Genomic DNA, 24,162 nt, shown 5'->3' on the forward strand with positions numbered 1-24,162 from the left:
TTCCGGGGTCACGACCGAACGGCGACGGATCAGCCGCGCAGCTGCTCCAGCGCGGCGTTGAAGGTCGCGCTCGGGCGCATCGCCTTGCTGGCCTTGGCCACGTCCGGGCGGTAGTAGCCGCCGATGTCCACGGCCTTGCCCTGCACCGCGACCAGCTCTTCGACGATTTTCTGCTCGTTGTCGGTCAGTGCCTTGGCCAGCGGGGCGAAGCGCGCCTTCAGTGCAGCATCTTCGTCCTGCGCGGCCAGGGCCTGGGCCCAGTACAGCGCGATGTAGAAGTGGCTGCCACGGTTGTCGATGCCACCCAGCTTGCGCGACGGCGACTTGTCGTTGTCCAGGAACTGGCCGTTGGCTTCGTCCAGCGCCTTGGCCAGCACACGGGCAGCGGCGTTGTCGTAGCGGTTGCCCAGGTGTTCCAGCGACGCGGCCAGGGCCAGGAATTCACCCAGCGAATCCCAGCGCAGGTAGTCTTCCTCGACGAACTGCTGCACGTGCTTCGGAGCCGAACCACCGGCACCGGTCTCGAACAGGCCGCCACCGGCCATCAGCGGCACGATCGACAGCATCTTGGCGCTGGTGCCCAGCTCCATGATCGGGAACAGGTCGGTCAGGTAGTCACGCAGCACGTTGCCGGTCACCGAGATGGTGTCCTCGCCCTTGCGGATGCGGTCCAGCGAGAACGCGGTGGCTTCCACCGGCGGCAGGATGCGGATGTCCAGACCGGCAGTATCGTGGTCCTTGAGGTACTGCTCGACCTTGGCGATGACCTGCGCGTCGTGGGCACGGGCGGCATCCAGCCAGAACACGGCCGGGGTGCTGCTCAGGCGGGCGCGCTCGACGGCCAGCTTCACCCAGTCCTGGATCGGCGCGTCCTTGGTCTGGCACATGCGCCAGATGTCACCGGCTTCGACGGCATGCTCGAACACCACGGTGCCAGCATCGTCGGTGACCTTGACCACGCCATCGGCAGCGATCTGGAAGGTCTTGTCGTGCGAGCCGTACTCCTCGGCCTTCTGTGCCATCAGGCCGACGTTCGGCACCGAACCCATGGTGGCCGGGTCGAAGGCGCCGTGCGCCTTGCAGTCATCGATGACGGCCTGGTACACGCCGGCGTAGCAGCGGTCCGGAATGACGGCCTTGGTGTCCTGCAGCTTGCCTTCGGCATTCCACATCTTGCCGGAGTCGCGGATCATCGCCGGCATCGAGGCGTCGACGATGACGTCGCTCGGCACGTGCAGGTTGGTGATGCCCTTGTCCGAGTTGACCATGGCCACGCCCGGGCGCTGTGCGTACTCGGCAGCCAGGTCGGCTTCGATCGCAGCACGGGTGGCTTCCGGCAGCGACGGCAGGCGCGCAGCCAGGTCACCGATGCCGTTGTTGGCATCGAAACCGGCCTGCTTCAGCACGTCGGCGTGCTTGGCCAGCACGTCCTTGTAGAACTCGTTCACCGCCACGCCGAACATGATCGGGTCGGAGACCTTCATCATGGTCGCCTTCAGGTGCAGCGAGAACAGCACGCCCTGGGCCTTGGCATCGGCAATCTGCTCGCCGATGAACGCGGCCAGTGCCTTGCGGCTCATCACGGCGGCATCGACGATCTCGCCGGCCTTGACCGCGGTCTTTTCCTTCAGCACAGCGGTGCTGCCGTCATTGCCGTGGAAGGTGATCTTCAGCGAACCGGCATTGGCCAGGGTGGCCGACTTCTCGCTGCCGTAGAAATCACCGGCGGCCATGTGCGCGACATGCGACTTCGAATCCGGCGCCCAGGCGCCCATACGGTGCGGGTGCTTGCGCGCGTAGTTCTTCACCGACAGCGGTGCACGGCGGTCGGAGTTGCCTTCGCGCAGCACCGGGTTCACCGCGCTGCCCTTGACCTTGTCGTAGCGCGCCTTGTAGTCGCGCTGCTGGTCGTCGGCCGGGGTTTCCGGGTAATCCGGCAGCGGGTAGCCCTGGTCCTGCAGTTCCTTGATGGCCGCCTTCAGCTGCGGCACCGAGGCGGAAATGTTCGGCAGCTTGATGATGTTGGCGTCCGGGGTGGTTGCCAGCTGGCCCAGTTCGGCAAGGTCGTCGCTGACCTTCTGTGCATCGGACAGCAGTTCCGGGAACTGCGACAGGATGCGGCCGGACAGCGAGATGTCACGGGTTTCCACCACGATGCCGGCCGTGGCGGTGTAGGCGTCAACGATCGGCAGCAGCGACTGGGTGGCCAGGAACGGTGCTTCGTCGGTCAGCGTGTAGAGGATCTTGGACATGGGGGACTTGGACTCTGTAGCAATGCTCAGGGGAAGGCCGGCGCCAGCGCCGGGCCACGTGCAACCGTGTCGCGCGCGGGGCCGGGCCCCACGCTTTCCCCCGTCGCCGTCAGGGTGGGCGCGCGGCAGGGGAAACCCCTGCATTGTCGCGTTTTCAGCCGCGCGGGGCAAAGCCGCGCCATACGCGGCGGTACTGGACCGCTGTGTTTCGTCGTTGGCTCGCTTCCGGTCAGGAAGCTGAGGCTTGATGGCTAGTTCGACTCCTCGCTCGTTGAGGCACGCATGACCCACTCCGACAATCGCTGCCCCCACTCGGCACGCCTTGGACAGGTCAACGTCTGTGCGCGCTTGCTTTGCTGGAAGTTGCAGACACGGAATCCCCCGACGACGGCGGCCAGGCTGGCGAGTTCATCCGCCGTCGCTGCAGAACCTCGGATGTGCAGCGAACCGGCGCCAGACGATCCGGGCCGAACGTAGACGTCGTACCGGGTGGAAGGTCCTTCCGACCTTACGTATCCCGACACGGCATATCCGCCGTCCGTGAAACGCAGATCCGGCGTGCTTCCTGCAGGCTTTTCGGGGGCGTCGCCCTCGTAGATCAGGGCGACTTCCTTACTATCGTGCCTGATAAGGTGCAGACCAGAGTCAACAGGTACCTCGTAGGTCACAGACATTCCTGTCGGCACCCGCACACAGGCGCCGTATAGGAAGTGGTCGCAACTGTAGCTCCAGAGATTCGCAGGTCCCATTGCGAGTGTGAGCGCAATCCAGCTGAGCATCCTGTCGCCCGATCTGTCCGTGGTCCGTTCAGCGTATCCCGCTAGGCCCCAAAGCGGACATCGCCCAATAAAAAAGGACGCAGCCTCGCGGCTGCGTCCATCGTGAGCCCTGCCGGGAGAGAGTCGGCAGGACTTACTTGACCTCGAACTCCTGCGGCGTTCCGGCCGCCTTGCCATCGACGGTGACCTCGGCGCGGTACTTGCCGGCCGGCCAGCCCTTTGCATTCTTGAACGTGACGTTGGTGGTTTCCGCACCACTGGTGTTCAGGGTGGCGGTCTGTTCGCCGGCCACCTGGCCGTCCTGATAGGTCAGCTTCGCGCCAACGTTGACATTGTTTGCCGCACCGTCGGTCTTGACCGAGACGATGATGTCGTCCTTCGGTGCGAACAGAGCCGTCGTCGCAACCGACTTGTCGGCGGCGGCGGTCTTTCCGACCGTGACCGACGAGACGCTGACAGCAGCGGCTTCGGCCATCGGCGGCGGCGCGCCGGTCATCGGGGCCGGTGCTGCCGGTTCGGCCGGAGCGGTCGCTGCCGGAGCGGCATTGTTGTCGGTCGACTCTTCTTTCTTCTTGCAACCGACCAGGGCGACGCTGCCCAGCAGGGCGGCGATCAGGGCGGTCTGGAGCGGGGTGGTCTTGATCATTCGGGGTTCCTCCCAGGGATTGTCGGACGGCGTTCTGGCCGGCTTACTTCGGCGGCAGTTTCAGGGTCTGGCCCGGGAAGATCTTGTCCGGGTCATCAAGCACATCGCGGTTGGCTTCGAAGATCTTCTTCCAGGCATTGGCGTCGCCCAGATGCTGCTTGGCGATCTTCGACAGCGAGTCACCCTTCTGCACGGTATAGGTCCCGCCGCTGACAACGTCTGCGGTGCTGTCCACCGAAGCGCTGACGCCGGAGAAGTCCGCCTTCGGCACCTGCTCGGCGGTACTGTCGACACTGCCACTGACGCCGGAGAAATCGGCTTTCTTCTCGGTACTCATCCACAACTCCCGTCTGCATGACTACGTGATTGGCACGGTGCCATGGCGGTTGTTAAATGGGGATGGTGCAGATGTGAAGCCGGCCCCGGGGGCGGCTGAACAATCGGGGGAATGGACACCCGGTAGTGCCGGCCGCTGGCCGGCTGTGCCACGGGATCCGGCCTTGGCCGATTGCCGGCCAGCGGCCGGCACTACCGGTAACCGCCTGCGGCGGTTACTGCCGCAGCTCGCGGTAGGTCGCGGCCGGGGCGACGATGCCCGGGCTGGCACGCCAGGGGTTGATGTCCAGGCCACCACGGCGGGTGTAGCGGGCCTCAACCTCCAGCCAGTGCGGCTGGCAGCGCGCGGACACCTCGCTGAAGATCCGCTCAACACACTGCTCGTGGAACTCGGCATGCTCGCGGTAGCTGACCAAGTAGCGCAGCAGGCCGGCGCGGTCGATCTTCGGCCCACGGTAACGCAGGCTGACCGTGGCCCAGTCCGGCTGGCCGGTGACCGGGCAGTTGGACTTCAGCAGCGCCGAGACCAGAGTCTCCTCCACCACCTCGCCCGCATCGGCGGCGAGGAAGTCCGCCTGCGGCGGGCCGTAGCAGTCGATCTCCACGTCCAGCCCGTCGATGGATTCGCCAAGCGGCGTCTCTTGCAGCTCCGGCAGGCCGAACTCCACCTGGACCGGCGCACCGGCGCAGGCCGACAGATCCGCCACGATGCGCGCGCGCAGCGCCTCGGCGCTGTCGATGCGGGTGCTGTTGAGGGAGTTCAGGTACAGCTTGAACGACTTCGATTCGATCAACCGCGGCGAGGTGCACGGCACCTGGACGGTGGCGACGGCGACCTGCGGCTTGCCACGCGGGTCGAGCCAGCTCAGCTCGAAGGCGTGCCAGCGGTCGTGGCCGACGAACGGCAGCGCGCCGTCATCGAGACCGATCTCGGCGCGGGCGCCGCTGCGCGGGATCGGAAACAGCAGGCCGGGATCGTACTGCGACGGGTAACTGACCTCGCGACCGAGGCTGGAATCCTGTGGGGTGTTCATGGGGGGCATTGTATCGCGCGGAGGGCGGGCCTTCGGCCTGGCCGGCCAACGGCGGAGCCCCTCCGTGGTGGTTCAGGGCAGGTTCTAGGAGTCAGCCGGGAGGGTGGGTTGGCTGGGGGCCGCTGCAAGTACGTCCATGTAAGCTCGGTCGCCGCTTGCTCGTGTGCGCCGTCCTGCGCACACGGCAAGACCGGGGTTGGGCGTCCTGCCCAACCCGCCCGAGGCATGCCTCGGGCCCATGCGGCTCATGCCCCCAGCCAACCCACCCTCCCGGCCACGGACAGTTTCCTGCGCCACCACGGGAAAGATCAGAAAATCAAAATCAAAATCAAAATCAAAAGCCGATCCTTCAGACGTTCATGACGTCCGCCGTGCCGACCAACGGTCGGCACCCACAAACAGCAGCGGGCACCAACAGCCGCGAGAAACTGTCGAAGGCGGGGTGGGTCCGGTTGAGGGGGTGTCCGCGGCATGGATGCCGCGGCCAAGCCCCCAGGGACGGGTTTACGGCGTCCCCCTCAACCGGACCCACCCCGCCATTCCACGGAATGCCCGCTTTTGACGTTGACGTTGCTTCAGCGGGTGCAGGGCTGCAAGCCCTGCCAACACCCCTCACCCCGCAGGCGTACCGGCACCGTGCAGGTAATCCAGGCTCACCTGCAGCAGCGCACGCAGACCCACATCCAGCGCCTTCTCATCCAGCAGGAACTTCGGCGAATGATTGGCCGGCGCCGTCGCCGGGTCGATGCCCACGCTGGTGGAACCGACGAAGAAGAACATGCCAGGCACTTCCTTCGCGTACAGCGAGAAATCCTCCGCGCCCATCTGAAGCGGTGGCTCGTACACGTTGTCCTTGCCCACCACCGCCTGCAGGCTCGGCATCATCTTCGCGGTCAGCGCCGGGTCGTTCACCGTGGCCGGGTTGCCCTCCGATTCGTAGATGTCGGTCACCGCCTTGGCACCGTGCGCGGCGGCCGTGTGCTCGGCCACGCTGCGCAGGTCGGCGAAGATCTGCTGGCGCATCCCTTCGTCGAAGGTGCGGATGGTGCCGACCATCTCCACTTCATCGGGAATGATGTTGTAGCGGATGCCGCCGTTGATTGCGCCGAAGGTCAGCACCGCCGGTTGCTTGGACAGGTTGGCACGGCGGCTGACGATGGTCTGCGCGGTGCCGACCAGATCGGCGGTAGCGACGATCGGGTCAACACCGTTCCACGGTGCCGAGCCATGCGTCTGGCGCCCGATCACTTTGATGCCGAAACGGTCCGAGGCGGCCATCAACGGGCCACCGCGCACCGCGATCTGGCCGGCCTGCACGCTGGAGAACACATGCAGGCCAAACACCGCCTCCGGCTTGAAATCGGCGAACAGCCCTTCCTTCAGCATGAGTGCGGCACCGCCCTCTTCCGGCGGCGGCGCGCCCTCCTCGGCCGGCTGGAAGATCAGCATCACCTGGCCCGGCAGGTCCTTCTTCATCGACACCAGTGCTTCGGCCACGCCGAGCAGCGTCGCGGTGTGCGCGTCGTGGCCACAGGCATGCATCACGCCCACGGTCTGCCCGCGGTACTGGTCAGTGGCCTTGGAAGCGAACGGCAGGCCGGTCTGCTCGGTCACCGGCAGCGCGTCCATGTCCGCGCGCAATGCGATCTTCGGGCCCGGCTTGCCGCCTTCGATGATCGCCACCACGCCGTGGTGGGCGATGCCGGTCTTCGGCTTCAGGCCCATCGCCCGCAGGCGCTTGGCGACTTCGGCCGAGGTACGCACTTCGCGGTTGGACAGCTCCGGGTGCTGGTGGAAATCACGACGCCACTCGATCACCTTGGACTGCAGCCGCTGCGCGGCGGCGGTCACTTCCGGGCGCTGCCCGTCCTGGGCGTGGGCAAGGGCCGGCAGGGCCAGCAGCAGGGCGGACAGCAGCAGCGAACGGCGCATCACAATCTCCACGGCAGGGGGTTCCAGCTGAATGTAGGGCAACACTGCCGCCACGGGAACCTCCGGCGCGGCATCCGGTCTTAGCGCCCGTCCCATCCGTCATGCAGGAAACGTGATGTGGCACAGGTATGCTTTGCGCATTGCCCCCGGGTCGCGCCCGGTCCAGCCCTTTTGGAGTCCTCGTAATGTCACGTGTTTGGAAGATCGTGCTGCTGGTCGTGGCAGTGCTGGTGCTGGCCGTGGTCGGCCTGCGGGTCATCGGCGGCGGCAAGGACGAGGCTGGAAAACCGGCTGCGGGCGCGCGCCAGGGCGGCGAAGACCCGGATGCGGGCCCGGTGCCGGTGACCGTGGTCGATGCCACCCGCCAGGACGTACCGGTGTACGCCAGCGCGCTGGGCACGGTGACCGCAATGAATACCGTTACGGTCAGCCCGCAGGTCGGCGGCCAGCTGATGAGCCTGAATTTCCGCGAAGGCCAGGAAGTGAAGCAGGGTGATGTGCTGGCGGTGATCGATCCGCGCACTGCCCAGGCCAGCTATGACCAGGCCGCGGCAGCCAAGCGCCAGAACGAAGCCCTGCTGGCCACCGCGCGCTCCAACTACCAGCGCTCCAACGCGCCGGAATACCGCCAGTACGTCGCCAAGACCGATCTGGATACACAGCGAAACCAAGTGGCACAGTACGAAAGCGCAGTCGCTGCGAACGAGGCCAGCATGCGCTCGGCGCAGGTGCAGCTGCAGTACACCCGGGTCACTGCGCCGATCTCCGGCATCGCCGGCATCCGTGCGGTCGATGCGGGCAACGTGGTCAACGCCGGCACCGCGCTGGTCACGCTGACCCAGATCCATCCGATCCACGTGCTGTTCAACCTGCCCGAGCGCCAGCTGGGTGATGTGCGCCAGGCACAGGCCGCCGGCACGGTGCCGGTGGCCGCGCTGGACCGCGCCGACTCGCATGTTCTGTCCGGCGACGGCAAGCTGGACGTGGTCGACAACCTGATCAGTGCGGACAGCGGCACGTTCAAGGCACGTGCGGTCTTCGACAACACCGACAATGGCCTGTGGCCGGGCCAGTTCGTCAACGTGCGCATGCAGCTGCGCACGATCGCCGGTGGCGTGGTCATCCCGACCCAGGCGGTGCTGCGTGGCCCGGATGGCGAATATGTCTATGTCGTGCAGGGCGACAACACGGTGAAGATGCAGACCGTGCGCAGCGGCGTGGAAGTGGGCGACAGCCAGGTGCAGATTGCCGAAGGCCTGAAGGGCGGCGAGCGGGTGGTCAGTGAAGGCCAGTTCCGCCTGAAGCCGGGCAGCAAGGTCACCGCACTGAAGCCGGGCCAGACCCCGGCCGCACCGACCGAGGCCGAGCTGAAGGCGGCCGAACAGAAGAACGGTGGCGGCGGTGGCCGTCGCGGTGGTGGCCCGCGCTGAGCGCAGGCGACTGTTCTCCCTCGCGCCGGCATGCTCGTCGGCGCCGACATTGAAGTGCCAGCAAGGATCAGTCCGTGGGCTTTTCGACGATCTTCATCCGCCGCCCGATCGCCACCTCGCTGTTGATGGCGGGCCTGTTGCTGCTGGGCATCCTCGGCTACCGCAAGCTGCCGGTGTCGGCGCTGCCGGAAATCGATGCGCCCAGCCTGGTGGTCACCACCCAGTACCCCGGCGCCAACGCCACCACCATGGCCTCGCTGGTCACCACGCCGCTGGAGCGCCAGTTCGGGCAGATCTCCGGGCTGGAGCTGATGACCTCCGACTCGTCGGCCGGGTTGTCCACGATCATCCTGCAGTTCTCGATGGACCGGAACATCGACATCGCCGCGCAGGACGTACAGGCGGCGATACGCCAGGCCACCCTGCCCTCGTCGCTGCCCTACCAGCCGGTCTACAACCGGGTGAACCCGGCTGACGCGGCCATCGTTACCTTGAAACTGACGTCTGACACGCGTCCGCTGCGCGATGTCAACAACTACGCTGACTCCATCCTGGCCCAGCGCCTGTCGCAGGTGCAGGGCGTCGGCCTGGTCTCGATTGCCGGCAACGTGCGCCCGGCCGTGCGCATCCAGGTCAATCCGGCGCAGCTGTCGAACATGGGCCTGACCCTGGAACAGCTGCGCAGCGCGCTCACCCAGGCCAACGTCAATGCGCCCAAGGGCTCGTTGAACGGCAAGACCCAGTCCTACAGCATCGGCACCAACGACCAGCTGGCCAGCGCCTCCGAGTACCGCGACACCATCATCAGCTACAAGAACGGCCGCCCGGTGCGGCTGTCGGACGTGGCCGAGGTGGTCGATGGCGTGGAGAACGACCAGCTCGCCGCCTGGGCCGATGGCAAGCCGGCGGTGCTGCTGGAAGTGCGGCGCCAGCCCGGTGCCAACATCGTGCAGACGGTCGAGCGCATCCGCGCGATCCTGCCGCAGTTGCAGGGCGTGCTGCCAGCCGACGTGCACCTGGAGATCTTCAACGACCGTACCGAGACCATCCGCGCCTCGGTGCACGAAGTGCAGTTCACCCTGATCCTCACCATCGGCCTGGTGGTGGCGGTGATCTTCGTGTTCCTGCGCCGGTTGTGGGCCACGATCATTCCCTCGGTGGCGGTACCGCTCTCGCTGGCCGGCACTTTCGCGGTGATGGCCTTTGCCGGCATGTCGCTGGACAACCTCTCGCTGATGGCGCTGGTGGTGGCCACCGGTTTCGTGGTCGACGATGCGATCGTGATGATCGAGAACATCGTGCGGTATATCGAACAGGGCAAGAGCGGCAAGGAAGCGGCCGAGATCGGTGCACGCCAGATCGGCTTCACCGTGCTGTCGCTGACCATCTCGCTGGTGGCGGTGTTCCTGCCGCTGCTGCTGATGCCCGGTGTGACCGGCCGCCTGTTCCATGAGTTCGCCTGGGTGCTGAGCATCGCGGTGGTGCTGTCGATGCTGATCTCGCTGACGCTCACCCCGATGATGTGTGCCTACCTGCTCAAGCCCGATGCCCTGCCCGAGGGCGAGGACGCGCATGAGCGCGCGGCGGCGGCCGGCAAGCAGAACCTGTGGACGCGCACCGTCGGCCTGTACGAGCACAGCCTGGACTGGGTGCTGGGCCACCAGCGCCTGACCCTGGCCGTGGCCGGCGGCGCACTGGTGCTGACCGTGCTGCTGTACGTGCTGATCCCCAAGGGCCTGCTGCCCGAACAGGACACCGGCCTGATCACCGGCGTGGTGCAGGCCGACCAGAACATCGCCTTCCCGCAGATGGAGCAGCGCACCAGGCAGGTGGCCGAAGCGCTGCGCCAGGATCCGGACGTGACCGGCGTGTCGGCCTTCATCGGCGCCGGCAGCATGAACCCCACGCTCAACCAGGGCCAGCTGTCGATCGTGCTGAAGGAACGCGGCGAGCGCGATGGCCTGGAGGAGATCCTGCCGCGCCTGCAGAAGGCAGTGGCCGGCATTCCGGGGGTGGCGCTCTACCTGAAGCCGGTGCAGGACGTAACCCTGGATACCCGTGTGGCCGCCACCGAGTACCAGTACTCGCTGTCGGACGTGGATTCGGCGACGGTGGCGACCCAGGCCACGCGCCTGACCGAAGCGCTGCGCAAGCGCCCGGAACTGGCCGACGTCGACAACAACCTGTCCAGCCAGGGCCGCGCCCTGGAGCTGAACATCGACCGCGACAAGGCCAGCGTGCTGGGCGTGCCGATGCAGACCATCGACGACACGCTCTACGATGCGTTCGGCCAGCGCCAGATCTCGACCATCTTCACCGAGCTCAACCAGTATCGCGTGGTGCTGGAAGTGGCACCGGAGTTCCGCACCAGCACCGCGCTGATGGAACAGCTGGCGGTCGCCTCCAACGGCGCCGGCGCATTGACCGGCACCAATGCCACCAGCTTCGGCCAGGTCACCTCCTCCAACTCGTCCACCGCCACCGGCATCGGCGCGCAGAACACCGGCATCACTGTCGGCGCCGGCAACATCATTCCGCTGTCGGCGCTGGCCGAAGGCAAGGTGAGCAGCGCACCGCTGGTGGTCAGCCACCAGCAGCAGCTGCCGGCGGTGACGGTGTCGTTCAACGTGGCGCCGGGCTATTCGCTGTCCGAAGCGGTGCGAGCGATCCAGGAGACCAAGGACAGCCTGGACATGCCGGCACACCTGCATGCCGAATTCATCGGCAAGGCCGCTGAATTCACCGGCAGCCAGACCGATGTGGTGTGGCTGCTGCTGGCCTCGCTGGTGGTGATCTACATCGTGCTGGGCGTGCTCTACGAGAGCTACATCCACCCGATCACGATCATCTCCACCCTGCCGCCGGCCGGTGTCGGCGCGCTGCTGGCGCTGATGCTGTGCGGGCTGAGCCTGTCGGTGGATGGCATCGTCGGCATCGTGCTGCTGATCGGCATCGTCAAGAAGAACGGCATCATGATGGTCGACTTCGCGATCGAGGCGCGCCGCGCCGGTGCCAACGCGCATGAAGCGATCCGTCGCGCCTGCCTGCTGCGCTTCCGCCCGATCATGATGACCACCGCTGCGGCAATGCTCGGCGCACTGCCGCTGGCGCTGGGCACCGGCATCGGTTCGGAGCTGCGCCGCCCGCTGGGTATCGCCATCGTCGGCGGCCTGCTGCTGTCGCAGCTGGTCACGCTGTACACCACGCCGGTGATCTACCTGTACATGGAGCGCTTCTCCGAGTGGCTGGCGCGCCGCCGCGAACAGCGCGCGCTGCGCAATGGTTCGCTGCAGGAGCCGCAGGCATGATCCACGCCCCGCTGCTGCGGGAGGCCGCACGATGAACCTGTCCGGCCCTTTCATCCGCCGCCCGATCGGCACCGCGCTGCTGGCCATCGGCTTGTTCATGGTCGGCCTGATCTGCTACCTGCGCCTGGGCGTGTCGGCGCTGCCGAACATCGAGATCCCCGTGATCTTCGTGCACGCCAGCCAGTCCGGCGCCGATGCGGCAACCATGGCGTCCACGGTCACCGCACCGCTGGAACGCCACCTCGGCCAGCTGCCGGGCATCGACCGCATGCGCTCGTCGAGCTCGGAAGGCAGCTCGCTGGTGTTCATGATCTTCCAGAGCGGCCACGACATCGATTCGGCCGCGCTGGACGTGCAGACCGCGATCAACTCGGCGCAGGCCGACCTGCCCTCGGGCATGGGCTCGCCGATGTACCAGAAGGCAAACCCGAACGACGACCCGGTCATCGCCATTGCGCTGACCTCGCAGACGCAGTCGGCCGACGAGCTCTACAACGTCGCCGATTCGCTGCTGGCACAGCGCATCCGCCAGATCAGCGGCGTGGCCTCGGTGGACATCGCCGGTGCCTCGACGCCGGCCGTGCGCGTGGACGTCAACCTGCGCCTGATGAACGCGCTGGGCCTGACTGCCGATGATCTGCGCAACGCCGTACGCGCAGCCAATGTCACCTCGCCCACCGGCTTCCTCAGCGATGGAAATACCACCACCGCGATCATCGCCAACGATTCGGTCGCGCGTGCAGCCGACTTCGCCGACCTGGTGGTGAAGACCCAGGGCGATGGCCGGGTGATCCGCCTGAAGGACATCGCCAACGTCTATGACGGCCAGCAGGATGCCTACCAGGCCGCCTGGTTCGACCACAAGCCGGCGGTGGTGATGTACGTGTTCACCCGCGCCGGGGCCAACATCGTGGAGACCGTGGACCGGGTCAAGGCGCAGATTCCCGCGCTGCGCGACTACCTGCAGCCCGGCACCACGATGACGCCGTACTTCGACCGTACGCCGACCATCCGCTCGTCGCTGCATGAAGTGCAGATTACCCTGCTGATCAGCCTGGCGATGGTGGTGCTGACCATGGCGCTGTTCCTGCGCCGGCTGGCGCCGACGCTGATCGCCGCCGTAACCGTGCCGCTGTCGCTGGCCGGTGCGGCGCTGGTGATGTACGTGATGGGCTTCACCCTGAACAACCTGAGCCTGCTGGCGCTGGTGATCGCGATCGGCTTCGTGGTGGACGATGCGATCGTGGTGATCGAGAACATCATGCGCCATCTCGACGAGGGCATGCCGCGCATGCAGGCAGCACTGACCGGCGCGCGCGAGATCGGCTTCACCATCGTCTCGATCACTGCCTCGCTGGTGGCGGTGTTCATTCCGCTGCTGTTCGCCAGCGGCATGATGGGCGCGTTCTTCCGCGAGTTCACCGTCACCCTGGTGGCGGCCATCGTGGTCTCGATGATCGTCTCGCTGACGCTGACCCCGGCGCTGTGCAGCCGCTTCCTCAGTGCGCACGACCACAGCGCGCCGCCGTCGCGTTTCGGCCGCTGGCTCGATGCCGGCCACGAGCGGATGCTGCGCATCTACACCGTGTTCCTCGACTTCTCGCTGCGCCACGCGCTGCTGCTGTCGTTGACGCCGTTGCTGCTGATCGCCGCCACCATCTTCCTGTTCGGTGCAGTGAAGAAGGGTGCGTTCCCGCCGCAGGACACCGGCCTGATCTGGGGCCGGGCCAATTCCAGCGCCACTGTTTCCTTCGAGGACATGGTCAGCCGCCAGCGTCGCATCACCGACATGCTGATGGCCGACCCGGCAGTGAAGACCGTGGGCGTTCGCCTGGGCAGCGGCCGCCAGGGGTCGAGTGCGCAGTTCAACATCGAGCTGAAATCGCGCAGGGAAGGCCGTCGCGAAACCACCGCGCACGCCCTGGCGCGGCTGAGCGCCAAGGCCGACCGCTACCCCGACCTGCAACTGCGCCTGCGCGCTATCCAGGATCTGCCCAGCAATGACGGCGGCGGCTCAAGCCAGGGCGCGCAGTACCGCATCTCGCTGCAGGGCAACGACCTGGCATCACTTCAGGAGTGGCTGCCCAAGCTGCAGGCGGAGCTGAAGAAGAACCCGAAGCTGCGCGACGTCGGCACCGATGTGGACAACGCCGGCCTGCGCCAGAACATCCAGATCGACCGGGCCAAGGCTGCGCGCCTGGGCATCACGGTCGGCGCCATCGACGGCGCGCTGTACGGCGCCTTCGGCCAACGCCAGATCTCCACCATCTACTCCGACATCAACCAGTACAGCGTGGTGGTCAATGCCCTGCCCTCGCAGACCGCCACGCCGGCGGCGCTGGATGAGGTTTACGTGCGTGCGGGCAACGGCGACATGGTACCGATCACCGCGGTGGCCACCCAGGTGCCCGGCCTGGCACCGTCGCAGATCACCCATGAAAACCAGTACACGACGATGGACCTCAGCTACAACCTTGCTCCGAACGTGAGCATGGGCGAAGCCAAGGCGATCATCGACGCCACCGTAGCCGGCATGCGCATGCCCGGTGACATCCGCCTGGCCGACGACGCGGGCTTCGGCTTCAATTCAGATCCCAGCGACATGCTGATCCTGGTGTTTGCCGCGATCCTGACCGTCTACCTGGTGCTGGGCATGCTCTACGAGAGCCTGATCCACCCGGTCACCATCCTGTCCACGCTGCCGGCGGCGGGCGTCGGTGCGCTGCTGGCGTTGTTCGGCACCAACACCGAACTGTCGGTGATCTCGATGATCGCGCTGGTGCTGCTGATCGGCATCGTCAAGAAGAACGCGATCATGATGATCGACTTCGCGCTGGTGGCGCAGCGCGAGCATGGGCTGGCGCCGCGCGAGGCGGCACGCGAGGCGAGCATCGTGCGCTTCCGTCCGATCATGATGACGACGATGGTGGCGATCCTGGCAGCGGTTCCGCTGGCGATCGGCCTGGGCGAAGGGTCCGAACTGCGTCGTCCGCTGGGTATCGCGATGATCGGCGGCCTGCTGTTCTCGCAGAGCCTGACCCTGCTCAGCACGCCGGCGCTGTACGTGATCTTCTCGTGCCTGGCCGAACGCTGGCGGGCCCGTCGCGCGCGCAGGCGCGAAGCGAAGCTGCTCAAGCGCGCGCAGCGGGCGTAGAGCGGCCCATCCACGCATGGCGTGGATCTACGGGGGTAGAGCCGGCCACTGGCCGGCTTTCTCCGTACGGCGAATCTGCCGGCCAGCGGCCGGCACTACCGTGGATGCGAATGGTGGGTACGGACCGTGGGTGCGGACCGTTGGTCCGCACGCCTCCAGGTTTGACGTGCCGTAACGAAAAGAGAACAATTCTCATCCAGCTACGGTCCTGCGCCCCGTTGCGGCGCCCCGCTGCCTTCCCCGGCCAGCCTGCGTGATCCCAGCCACTGCCCCTTCCCCCACCCGTGGGCGGATGGCCTGTGGCCGTCCGTCGAGGACTACCATCGATGCTGCCTTCCCGTCTCCCCCGCCTGGCCCTGCTGGCCTCCGCCCTGTCCGCCGCCTGCGCTGCCCATGCCGAAGCGCCGGCCGTCAGCCGCAACGCCACCGATCTGGATGCGGTGAATGTCACCGCCGAACGCACCCATACCGACGCCGGCGCACTGGGCGACCGCGCCCTGCGCGACACTCCGTTTGCGATCACCGCTGTTGGCCGCGAGCAGATCGAGCAGCGCCAGGTGGTCTCGCTGGGCGAAGCCTTCCTGCTCGACCCTTCGGTCACCACCCAGGTCAGCGCCTACGCCAGCGGCTGGAGCTCACCCATCCGCAATCGCGGTATCGAACTGAATTTTGACAGCTATCGCGTCAATGGCCTGCAGGTCTCTTCCTGGGGTACCGAATGGCCGCTGGAAGTGATGGAACAGGTCGATCTGCTGAAAGGCCCGGGCGGCTTCCTGTACGGGTTCGGTGCACCCGGCGGCATCGTCAACTACATCACCAAGAAGCCGACGGACACGCCCACCTTCTCCGCCCAGCTGGGTTGGCGTGAACAGGGCATCGTCAGCGGCGGCATCGACGTTGGCGGACGTTTCGGCAACGAGCAGATGTTCGGCTACCGTTTCAACGCCTTCCAGGAAAAGGGCGAGACCTTCAATGGTGGGTACGTCGATCGCAAGGTTGGCGCACTCTCGCTGGATGCCCGCCTGAGCGATGTACTGACCTGGACCTTCGACGGCGTATTCCAGTCACGCGATCTGCGCGAAGAATCGCCGCAGTACTACTTCCGTGGCCTGACATCGCTGCCGCGACCGATTGCCGGGGATACCGACAACAGCGTGCCCGGCACCTACTACGACACCCGATCCAGCCTGCTGTCGACCGGCTTGAACTGGCAGATCAACAGCGACTGGAAAGCCAGCCTGAGTTACGGCGTCACCACCTCGTGGAACGACGTCAACAAGATCTTCGCCTACATCGACAATCCCAACGGCGACTATGACGTCAACGTCTACGAACTGGGCGGAAAGAGCGAGTGGAAGCTGGCCCAGGCGATGCTGCAGGGCAGCTTCCGCACCGGCCCGCTGCAGCATCAGGTGGTGGCGGGCATCAGCCACCAGACCGGGCTGGGATGGGACCGCCCCTACGAATGGAACCTGATCGGCCGCGGCAACCTGTACCAGCGCCCCGCCCTCCGTCATGACGCCGTCGGTTCACGGGTGATGACCCGCGGCGACGAGACCGTGCAGCAGGCCGTGTTCGCAAGCGATACGGTGAACCTCGGTGGCGGCTGGTCGGTGCTGGCGGGCTGGCGTTACAACGACTACGAGACCAGGGGCCGCTACCACACCTACCCGGTCACACCGACCTACGCGGTGATGTTCAAGCCCCGCGATGCCGTCACCCTCTACGCCAGCTACATCGAATCGCTGGAAGCGGGCAGCCGCGTGGGCAACAGCTACGTCAACGCCGGCGACGTGCTCGACCCGACCATCAGCACGCAGTACGAGATCGGCGCGAAGGTCGAGGGGGCACGCTGGAATGCGAACCTGGCGGCGTTCCGGCTGGAGCGTGGCGCCAACATCGATGAGCTCACGCCTGCCGGCAAGCGCCTGGTGCAGGACGGCATCACGCTGTACGAAGGCATCGAAGCCAGTGCCGACCTGCACCTCAACGATGCCCTGGAGGTCGGCGGTGGCGTCACCTGGCTGGACCCGACCTACGACAGGCTGTCGCCGGCCAGCGCCGCACAGGAAGGCAACCGTACCGCCGGTGCCGCGCGCTGGAGCGGCGTCATGCATGCCACCTACCAGCTGCCGTGGGTGGACGGCCTGGAAACGTATGCGGCCGTGCGCTACTACGGCGATGTCTGGTACGACGCCGACAACACCCTGAAGCTGCCCGACTACACGCTGGTGAATGCCGGCGTCGGCTACCGGCTGCTTGCCTCGGGCCACCCGGTGACCCTGCGTGCCAGCGTCGAGAACCTGGCCAACCGGAAGTACTGGTCCAACGCTGGCGCCGGCCTGCCGCGTACGTTCGCGGTGAGCGTGCGGTTCGACATGTAGGGTCCGGCAGCACCGTGGGTGCGGACCGTTGGTCCGCACTCCATATTTCACGCGCAGCCCGCAATAATGGTGGAAGACCCTTCCACCGAGCCTGCATGTCCGCCCGCCAATCCCGCCTCAGCCGCCTGTGGGCCCACGAGAAGGCCAGCTATGGCCTGCGGGTGTTCATCGCCCTGGCCGCAGCGCTTGCCGTGTGCTGGCAGCTGGACGCGCTCACCGCCCTGCCCGGCGTGTTTCTCGGCATCATCGCCAGCGCCATCGCCGAGACCGACGACAACTGGTGGGGCCGCACCAAGGCGGTACTGCTGTCGCTGCTGTGTTTCTGCCTTGCCGCAGCATCGGTGATCTGGCTGTTCCCGTGGCCGTGGATCTTCATTGGCGCGCTGGCGCTGTCCACCTTCGGCCTGACCCTGCTTGGTGCGCTCGGCGAGCGCTATGCGTCGATCGCCCAGGCGACGGTGACGCTGGCGATCTACACCATGATCGGCCTGGAGCAGCATGGCGCCGGCGACCTGCACAGCGCGCTGGACGCGGTCAGCCACCTGCTGGCCGGTGCGGTCTGGTATGGCCTGCTGTCGATCCTGTGGACCGCGCTGTTCGCCAACCGTCCGGTGCGCGAACGCGTGGCGCGGCTGTATCAGGAACTGGGCCGCTACCTGCAGCTGAAGGCCGCGCTGTTCGAGCCGGTGAGGGAAGCAGACCTGCAACGTCGCCAACTCGACCTGGCCGAACAGAACCGGCGTGTGGTCGGTGCGTTGAACGAGGCCAAGACCGCGATCCTGGCCCGCTTCGGCCGTTCCGGGCGGCCGGGCGTGAACTCCGGCCTGTACCTGCGTCTCTATTACATGGCACAGGATTTCCACGAGCGCGCCAGTTCCTCGCACTACCCCTATGGCGCGCTGGTCGACGCCTTCTTCCACAGCGATGTGCTGTACCGCTGCCAGCGCCTGCTCGACCTGCAGGGCCAGGCCTGCGCGCGCCTGGGCGAAGCGATCCGCCTGCGCCGTCCGTTCGTGTATGGCGAAAGCAACCAGCAGGCCGGACGCGATCTGGCCGATGCGCTGGCCTACCTGCGTGACCAGCAGCGCCCGCAGTGGCAGCGCCTGCTTGGTTCTCTGGACCTGCTGGTGCACAACCTGCGCAGCATCGAGCGCCGCCTGCTGGACGCGGAGCGCTCCGAGGCCAGTCTGGACAACGTCGACACCCGCCTGCGCGACAGCAACCCGCACACGTTGCGCGAGATGGGCGTGCGCATCCGCCAGCAGCTCACGCCCGGCTCGGTGCTATTCCGCCATGGCCTGCGCATGGCGCTGGCGCTGATCGCCGGCTTTGCCGCGATACGCCTGTTCAATGCACAGAACGGCTCGTGGGTGCTGCTGACCATCGTGTTCGTGTGCCGCCCCAACTTCGGTGCCACCCGCCAGCGCCTGGCGCAACGCATCGTCGGCACCGTGGCCGGCCTGGTACTGACCTGGGCGCTGTTGCAGCTGTTCCCACAGCTGCACGTGCAGCTGCTGATCGCACTGCTGTCGGCGCTGCTGTTCTTCTTCACCCGTACCGATCGCTACCTGGTGGCATCGGCGGCGATCACGGTGATGGCGCTGACCTGCTTCAACCTTATCGGCGACGGCTTCGTGCTGATCGTGCCGCGCATGGTCGATACGCTGCTGGGCTGCGCGATCGCCGCCGTCGCCGCATTCCTGATCCTGCCCGACTGGCAGGGCCGGCAGCTGCATCTCGTCCTGGCACGCGTGCTGGATACTGCGGCTCGCTACCTGGATTCGGTGCTGGGCCAGTACCGCAGCGGCATGCGCGATGACCTGGCCTACCGCATCGCCCGCCGCGACATGCACAACGCCGACGCCGCGCTGTCCACCGCATTGTCGAACATGCTGCGCGAACCCGGCCATGTGCGCCGCAATCTGGATGCCGGCTTCCGCTTCCTGGCGCTGTCCAACACGCTGCTGGGGCATCTGTCGGCGCTGGGTGCGCACCGCGACCAGGTGGACAGCTATGCTGGCGATCCACTGGCGCTGGCCGCGGGCGATCGCGTGCGCAAGGCACTTCAGCAGCTGGCGACGGCGCTGACCGCGCGGCAACCCGTTGCGGAAGATGACAACGACTCAGACCGCGCGGTGGCCGCCGAGCTGGAGCAGATCGACGAGGCGATGCCGCCGAAACTGCAGCTGATCCGTACCCAGATGGCGCTGGTGCTGCGGATGCTGCCGAAGGTGCGTGCAGCGGCCAATGAGGCAGTGACCAACCTGACCTGATTCCTTGTCGCTGGTCGGACATCCCGTCCGCGCGTGGCGTGGATCTACTGCGCCGTGTGCAACCGTGTGTTGCGCCTTGCGATGCATCCCGATCACGTTCCCGCGCGGATACTGGGTGATCCCCTGGTACTGGAATCCCCCATGAAGATCGAACTCGCCGGCCGCACCGCGCTGGTCACCGCCTCCACCGCCGGCATCGGCCTGGCGATCGCCCAGGGTCTTGCCGCGGCGGGTGCGCGGGTCATTCTCAACGGCCGCAGCACCGACAGTCTCGAACGCGCCCGCCAGCGCCTGCTCGCTACCGTTCCGGGTGCCGAGGTGATCGGCGTGGCCGCCGATCTCTCCGATGCGGCCGGCGTCGATACGCTGCTGGCCGGCCTGCCCAAGGTCGACATCCTGGTCAACAACGCCGGCGTCTTCGGCCCCGAGGACTTCTTCGAGACCGAAGATGCCACCTGGGAGCGTTACTGGCAGACCAACGTGATGTCCGGTGTGCGCCTGTCGCGGGCACTGCTGCCGGCGATGGTCGATGCCGGCTGGGGCCGCGTGCTGTTCATCTCGTCCGAATCGGCGCGCAACATTCCGGCCGACATGATCCATTACGGGGTCAGCAAGACCGCGCAGCTGTCACTGTCACGCGGCCTGGCCAAGCGCGTGGCCGGCAGTGGCGTCACCGTCAACGCAGTGCTGCCTGGCCCGACCCTGTCCGATGGCTTCGCCGCGATGTTCGAGGATGAACGCCAGCGCAGCGGCAAGCCGCTGGAACAGATCGGCCGCGAGTTCGTGATGGCGCACCGGCCGTCTTCGGTGATCCAGCGCACCGCTACGGTCGAGGAAGTGGCCAACATGGTGGTGTACCTGGCCTCGCCACAGGCCTCGGCGACTTCCGGGGCAGCGCTGCGCGTGGACGGCGGCGTGGTCGACGATATCGTCTGAGGGTGCTGGCAGGTGTGCGGACCAGCGGTCCGCACCCGCAGGTCCGCACCCACAGCGGATGGGCAGGAATGCTAGGCTGCGCCGGTCAAGGAGGCTCCATGTCCGGTCACAACCAGTTCGCCCTGCTGCGCCAGCGCCGTTTCCTGCCGTTCTTCGTCGTACAGGCGCTCGGTGCGTTCAACGACAACGTGTACCGGCAGGCGATCATCAGCATGTTGCTGTTCATGGCCGTGCCGGAGGAAGAACTGGGGTTGTACGCCACCCTGGCACCGGCCATCTTCATCCTGCCGTATTTCCTGTTCTCGGCGCTGGCCGGGCAGATCGCCGACAAACTGGAAAAATCGCGGCTGATCGTGATCACCACCACCATGGAGATCGTGATCATGTCGCTGGCGGCCACCGGCTTCCTCACCCAGAGCCTGCCGGTGCTGCTGGTCGCGCTGTTCTGTACCGGCATGCAGTCCACCCTGTTCGGCCCGGTGAAGTATTCGGTGCTGCCGTCGGTGCTCAGGCCCGAGGAACTGACCGGCGGCAACGGCCTGGTCGAGATGGGGACCTCGATGTCGATCCTCTCCGGCATGATCGTCGGCGGCCTGGTGTTCACCGTGGCCGGCAGCCACGGTACGGTGGTGGCTGCGTGCGCGATCATCGCCCTGGCGATCTGCGGCAACATCGCCGCGCGCCTGATTCCCAGGGTCGATGCAGGCGACCCGACCCTGAAGATCAACTGGAACCCGTTGCCGGAATCGCTGGCGGTACTGCGCATGGCGCGCCAGCAGAAGGCCGTGCGCAACTCGATCCTGGGCGTGTCCTGGTTCTGGTTCGTTGGCACCGTGCTGACCTCGCAGCTACCGGCCTACGCGGTGACCAACCTGGGCGGCGAGCCGACCCTGTACATCTTTGCGCTGGCCCTGTTCTCGGTCGGCACCGGCGTCGGCTCGCTGCTGTGCGAGAAGCTGTCGGCACGCACGGTGGAAATCGGCCTGGTGCCGCTGGGTGCGTTCGGCATGACCGCCTTCCTGCTCGACCTGTACTTCGCCCGCAGCGGCGAAGCGACCGTGCACGGGCTGACCATTGGTCCGTTCCTGCAGCAGCCCGGCAGCATCCGCATCGTCATCGACCTGATCGGCATCGGCCTGTTCACCGGCATCTTCGTGGTGCCACTGTTCGCACTGATCCAGAGCCGCACGCCGAAGGCACAGATGTCGCGCGTGTTCGCCGCACTGAACATCCAGAACTCGGGCTTCATCGTCGCTGCGGCGTTGCTGTCGCTGGCCGCGCACACGCTGCTGCACTGGACCATTCCGCAGCAGTTCCTGGCGCTGGCCATCGCCAACGCGCTGGTGGCGATCTACATCTTCACCATCGTCCCCGAATTCCTGATGCGCTTCCTCAGCTGGCTGATGGTGCGCACCCTGTACCGGCTGCGCCCGCACGGCATCGAGGCCAACGTGCCCGACGAAGGCGCCGCGCTGCTGGTCTGCAACCACGTCAGCTACATGGACGCGCTGATCCTGTCGGCGACGATTCCGCGCCCGGTGCGCTTCGTCATGTACTACAGGATCTTCAACATCCCGGTAATGCGCTGGATCTTCCGGACCGCCAAGGCAATCCCGATCGCCGGTGCGCGCGAAGACCCGGCACTGATGCAGCGGGCGTTCGACGAGATTGACGCCGCGTTGGCCGAAGGTGAGCTGGTCTGCATCTTCCCGGAAGGTGCGCTGACCAGGGATGGTGCGATGGCCCCGTTCAAGTCGGGCGTTGAGAAGATCCTCCAACGGCGGCCGGTGCCGGTGGTGCCGATGGCCCTGCGCGGCATGTGGTCGAGCATGTGGAGCCGGCGCGACAGCCGCCTGGGCCGCATGCGGGTGCCGCGCCGTTTCCGTGCCACCGTCGAAGTGGTCGCGGCGCCGGCCGTGGATGGCCACAGCACCAGCGCCCCGGTGCTGGAGGCCCAGGTGCGGGCACTGCGCGGCGATCACGCCTGACGGACCCGGCCCGCCAAGCGGGCCCGGCAGCCTCCCCCGCATAGGCCACCGTCCGGTGACGTACGCGACATGTCGTGACTGTAAACGCATACATGCAACGTCGGTTGCGGTAGATTACGCACCCACAGGGGGGAGGTCCGGCCGATACATCACGGCTGGCCACCAAGGAATGGAGTCTTGCTTTGAATCAACCACCACCGCTCAGCCGTCCGGTCTACATCCCCAACCATCTGGTCTGGGCGATCCTGACGACGCTGTTCTGCTGCCTCCCGTTGGGCGTGGTGTCGATCGTCTATGCCTCCCAGGTCGATGGCCGCCGCGCGGCCGGCGACCTGCCGGGGGCCTACAGTGCGTCGCGCAAGGCGGGCTGGTGGGCGGTGGCTTCGGCCGTGGCCCTGCCGGTCCTGTTGCTGTTGTGGTTCGGGCTGTTCGGCGGCTTGGCCGTGCTGGGCGCTCTTTCCGACCAATGATCTACCACCACCACCCATCAAGGAGCTTGAACCCATGAATACCGCCACTCCGCAGGTCCCGAACAACCTGGTCTGGGCGATCCTGACCACCCTGTTCTGCTGCCTGCCGGCCGGCATCGTGTCGATCGTCTATGCCGCCCAGGTCAACGGCAAGCTGGCCGCTGGCGACATTGCCGGCGCCCAGGACTCCGCCGCCAAGGCCAAGAAGTGGGCCATCTGGTCGGCCATCGCCTGGGCCGTCGTGGTCGTGCTGTACGTGCTGTTCTTCGTTGTGCTCGGCGGCATGGGCGCGATGAGCAACAGCGGCTACTGATACGCCTGGACGGATCCGGCGCCTGCGCCGGATCCGTTGTTGCATGTCCGCGCTTCCTGCTCGTTCCCGGTTCGCCCGCTGGGCGCCGCTGCTGGTTTCCGCCGGCCTGGCCGCGGGCGCCACGGTGGTCCTGCGCAACGTCAATCCGTATGTCGCCGGCAATCCCTTGCCGAGCTGCCCGCTGTACGCGCTGACGGGCCTGTACTGCCCGGGATGTGGCAGCACGCGCTGCCTCTATTCGCTGGTCCACTTCGACCTGCCCGGCGCGATGGCGATGAACCCGCTGCTGGTCATCAGCCTGCCGTTCCTGTTGCTGATGCTGCTGAACATCGCCGGCATCCGCCCACGCCTGCTCGACCCGCTCATGCGGGTGCTGGCCAATCCTGTGTTCTGGCTCTGGGTGCTGCCTGGGTATGCGCTGCTGCGCAACCTGCCGTGGGCACCGTTTACCGCGCTGGCGCCGATCTAGGTTTCCAGCCAACGGCGCAGCCCCTCGTGGTGGGCGGCGTTCGTCGATCATGGGGTTGGCCGGGCGGGATGGGTTTGCGGGGGACGCCGTGAATCCGTCCGTGGAGGCTTGGCCGCGGCTTGCTCGTGTGCGCTGTCCTGCGCGCACGGCAAGACCAGGGTTGGGCGTCCTGCCCAACCCGCCCGAGGCATGCCTCGGACCCATGCCGCGGACACCCCCTCAAACCCATCCCGCCCGGCCACGGACAGTTTCCGTGCGCGTCCGCCACGGAAAAGAAAGAGAAGATCAAAAGCGGATAGCTTCGCTGCGCTCGCTCGGAGCCGAGCATGGCTTGTATGTTCCTCCCGGCTCCTACGCGGTATGTAGGAGCCAGGGTGGAGGGACCGTCAACATGATATCTGCGGATAGCAGCCGACAGACGAGCCGAGCGATCCCCATCCCGCACCTTAACGTCGATA

At 66.6% G+C, this 24,162-nt stretch carries 15 protein-coding genes; 10 read left to right on the forward strand and 5 right to left on the reverse strand.

What is annotated here, in order from left to right:
• Positions 1-29: 29 nt before the first annotated feature.
• The 5 genes from AC5P8J_RS13545 to AC5P8J_RS13565 all read right to left on the reverse strand — a co-directional run bounded on the left by AC5P8J_RS13545 (position 30) and on the right by AC5P8J_RS13565 (position 6,979).
• On the reverse strand, positions 30-2,252 hold the full coding sequence (locus tag AC5P8J_RS13545) for an NADP-dependent isocitrate dehydrogenase (RefSeq protein ID WP_495216860.1): 2,223 nt from the start codon (positions 2,250-2,252) through the stop codon (positions 30-32).
• A gap of 912 nt (positions 2,253-3,164) precedes the next feature.
• Positions 3,165-3,677, reverse strand: coding sequence for a hypothetical protein (locus AC5P8J_RS13550; RefSeq protein ID WP_019660848.1), 513 nt, complete (start codon positions 3,675-3,677; stop codon positions 3,165-3,167).
• A gap of 43 nt (positions 3,678-3,720) precedes the next feature.
• Positions 3,721-4,014: a LysM peptidoglycan-binding domain-containing protein gene (locus AC5P8J_RS13555; protein WP_005419771.1), complete on the reverse strand. Its 294-nt coding sequence runs from the start codon at positions 4,012-4,014 to the stop codon at positions 3,721-3,723.
• 214 nt (positions 4,015-4,228) lie between these two features.
• Positions 4,229-5,047: an NADPH-dependent 7-cyano-7-deazaguanine reductase QueF gene (gene queF / locus AC5P8J_RS13560; protein WP_019660849.1), complete on the reverse strand. Its 819-nt coding sequence runs from the start codon at positions 5,045-5,047 to the stop codon at positions 4,229-4,231.
• Positions 5,048-5,659: 612 nt separating this feature from the next.
• A complete protein-coding gene (locus AC5P8J_RS13565) occupies positions 5,660-6,979 on the reverse strand; it encodes a M20 family metallopeptidase (RefSeq protein ID WP_495216861.1) in 1,320 nt (439 codons plus the stop codon).
• 185 nt (positions 6,980-7,164) lie between these two features.
• Between AC5P8J_RS13565 and AC5P8J_RS13570 the strand changes: the two genes are divergently transcribed.
• The 10 genes from AC5P8J_RS13570 (at position 7,165) to AC5P8J_RS13615 (ending at position 23,704) form a co-directional block, all read left to right on the forward strand.
• A complete protein-coding gene (locus AC5P8J_RS13570; RefSeq protein WP_019661485.1) occupies positions 7,165-8,409 on the forward strand; it encodes an efflux RND transporter periplasmic adaptor subunit in 1,245 nt (414 codons plus the stop codon).
• 74 nt (positions 8,410-8,483) lie between these two features.
• A complete protein-coding gene (locus AC5P8J_RS13575; protein ID WP_495216862.1) occupies positions 8,484-11,717 on the forward strand; it encodes an efflux RND transporter permease subunit in 3,234 nt (1,077 codons plus the stop codon).
• A 31-nt stretch (positions 11,718-11,748) separates the two neighbouring features.
• Complete coding sequence (locus AC5P8J_RS13580) at positions 11,749-14,871, forward strand: efflux RND transporter permease subunit (RefSeq protein ID WP_021202131.1); 3,123 nt, start codon at positions 11,749-11,751, stop codon at positions 14,869-14,871.
• Positions 14,872-15,197: 326 nt separating this feature from the next.
• Complete coding sequence (locus AC5P8J_RS13585; RefSeq protein ID WP_495216864.1) at positions 15,198-17,255, forward strand: TonB-dependent siderophore receptor; 2,058 nt, start codon at positions 15,198-15,200, stop codon at positions 17,253-17,255.
• 95 nt (positions 17,256-17,350) lie between these two features.
• Positions 17,351-19,528 carry a YccS family putative transporter gene (yccS, locus tag AC5P8J_RS13590; RefSeq protein WP_021202133.1) on the forward strand — a complete coding sequence of 726 codons (2,178 nt, stop codon included), beginning with the start codon at positions 17,351-17,353 and terminating at the stop codon, positions 19,526-19,528.
• A gap of 141 nt (positions 19,529-19,669) precedes the next feature.
• Positions 19,670-20,464, forward strand: coding sequence for an SDR family NAD(P)-dependent oxidoreductase (locus AC5P8J_RS13595; RefSeq protein ID WP_021202134.1), 795 nt, complete (start codon positions 19,670-19,672; stop codon positions 20,462-20,464).
• A 98-nt stretch (positions 20,465-20,562) separates the two neighbouring features.
• Complete coding sequence (locus tag AC5P8J_RS13600; RefSeq protein ID WP_495216865.1) at positions 20,563-22,452, forward strand: MFS transporter; 1,890 nt, start codon at positions 20,563-20,565, stop codon at positions 22,450-22,452.
• 182 nt (positions 22,453-22,634) lie between these two features.
• Positions 22,635-22,922, forward strand: coding sequence for a CD225/dispanin family protein (locus AC5P8J_RS13605; protein WP_005419784.1), 288 nt, complete (start codon positions 22,635-22,637; stop codon positions 22,920-22,922).
• Positions 22,923-22,956: 34 nt separating this feature from the next.
• Positions 22,957-23,235, forward strand: coding sequence for a CD225/dispanin family protein (locus tag AC5P8J_RS13610; protein ID WP_019661492.1), 279 nt, complete (start codon positions 22,957-22,959; stop codon positions 23,233-23,235).
• 43 nt (positions 23,236-23,278) lie between these two features.
• On the forward strand, positions 23,279-23,704 hold the full coding sequence (locus tag AC5P8J_RS13615; RefSeq protein ID WP_019661493.1) for a DUF2752 domain-containing protein: 426 nt from the start codon (positions 23,279-23,281) through the stop codon (positions 23,702-23,704).
• Positions 23,705-24,162: the final 458 nt, after the last annotated feature.

This window comes from Stenotrophomonas sp. YJH_SMC_37 (assembly GCF_059370035.1).

What these genes read in the sequence shown, in the direction of transcription:
- AC5P8J_RS13555 (WP_005419771.1), bottom strand. Translation starts at nt 4,014, where the DNA reads ATGAGTACCGAGAAGAAAGCCGATTTCTCCGGCGTCAGTGGCAGTGTC.
- AC5P8J_RS13610 (WP_019661492.1), top strand. Translation starts at nt 22,957, where the DNA reads ATGAATACCGCCACTCCGCAGGTCCCGAACAACCTGGTCTGGGCGATC.
- AC5P8J_RS13580 (WP_021202131.1), top strand. Translation starts at nt 11,749, where the DNA reads ATGAACCTGTCCGGCCCTTTCATCCGCCGCCCGATCGGCACCGCGCTG.
- AC5P8J_RS13545 (WP_495216860.1), bottom strand. Translation starts at nt 2,252, where the DNA reads ATGTCCAAGATCCTCTACACGCTGACCGACGAAGCACCGTTCCTGGCC.
- AC5P8J_RS13615 (WP_019661493.1), top strand. Translation starts at nt 23,279, where the DNA reads ATGTCCGCGCTTCCTGCTCGTTCCCGGTTCGCCCGCTGGGCGCCGCTG.
- AC5P8J_RS13585 (WP_495216864.1), top strand. Translation starts at nt 15,198, where the DNA reads ATGCTGCCTTCCCGTCTCCCCCGCCTGGCCCTGCTGGCCTCCGCCCTG.
- AC5P8J_RS13600 (WP_495216865.1), top strand. Translation starts at nt 20,563, where the DNA reads ATGTCCGGTCACAACCAGTTCGCCCTGCTGCGCCAGCGCCGTTTCCTG.
- AC5P8J_RS13570 (WP_019661485.1), top strand. Translation starts at nt 7,165, where the DNA reads ATGTCACGTGTTTGGAAGATCGTGCTGCTGGTCGTGGCAGTGCTGGTG.
- queF (WP_019660849.1), bottom strand. Translation starts at nt 5,047, where the DNA reads ATGAACACCCCACAGGATTCCAGCCTCGGTCGCGAGGTCAGTTACCCG.
- AC5P8J_RS13550 (WP_019660848.1), bottom strand. Translation starts at nt 3,677, where the DNA reads ATGATCAAGACCACCCCGCTCCAGACCGCCCTGATCGCCGCCCTGCTG.
- AC5P8J_RS13565 (WP_495216861.1), bottom strand. Translation starts at nt 6,979, where the DNA reads ATGCGCCGTTCGCTGCTGCTGTCCGCCCTGCTGCTGGCCCTGCCGGCC.
- AC5P8J_RS13595 (WP_021202134.1), top strand. Translation starts at nt 19,670, where the DNA reads ATGAAGATCGAACTCGCCGGCCGCACCGCGCTGGTCACCGCCTCCACC.
- yccS (WP_021202133.1), top strand. Translation starts at nt 17,351, where the DNA reads ATGTCCGCCCGCCAATCCCGCCTCAGCCGCCTGTGGGCCCACGAGAAG.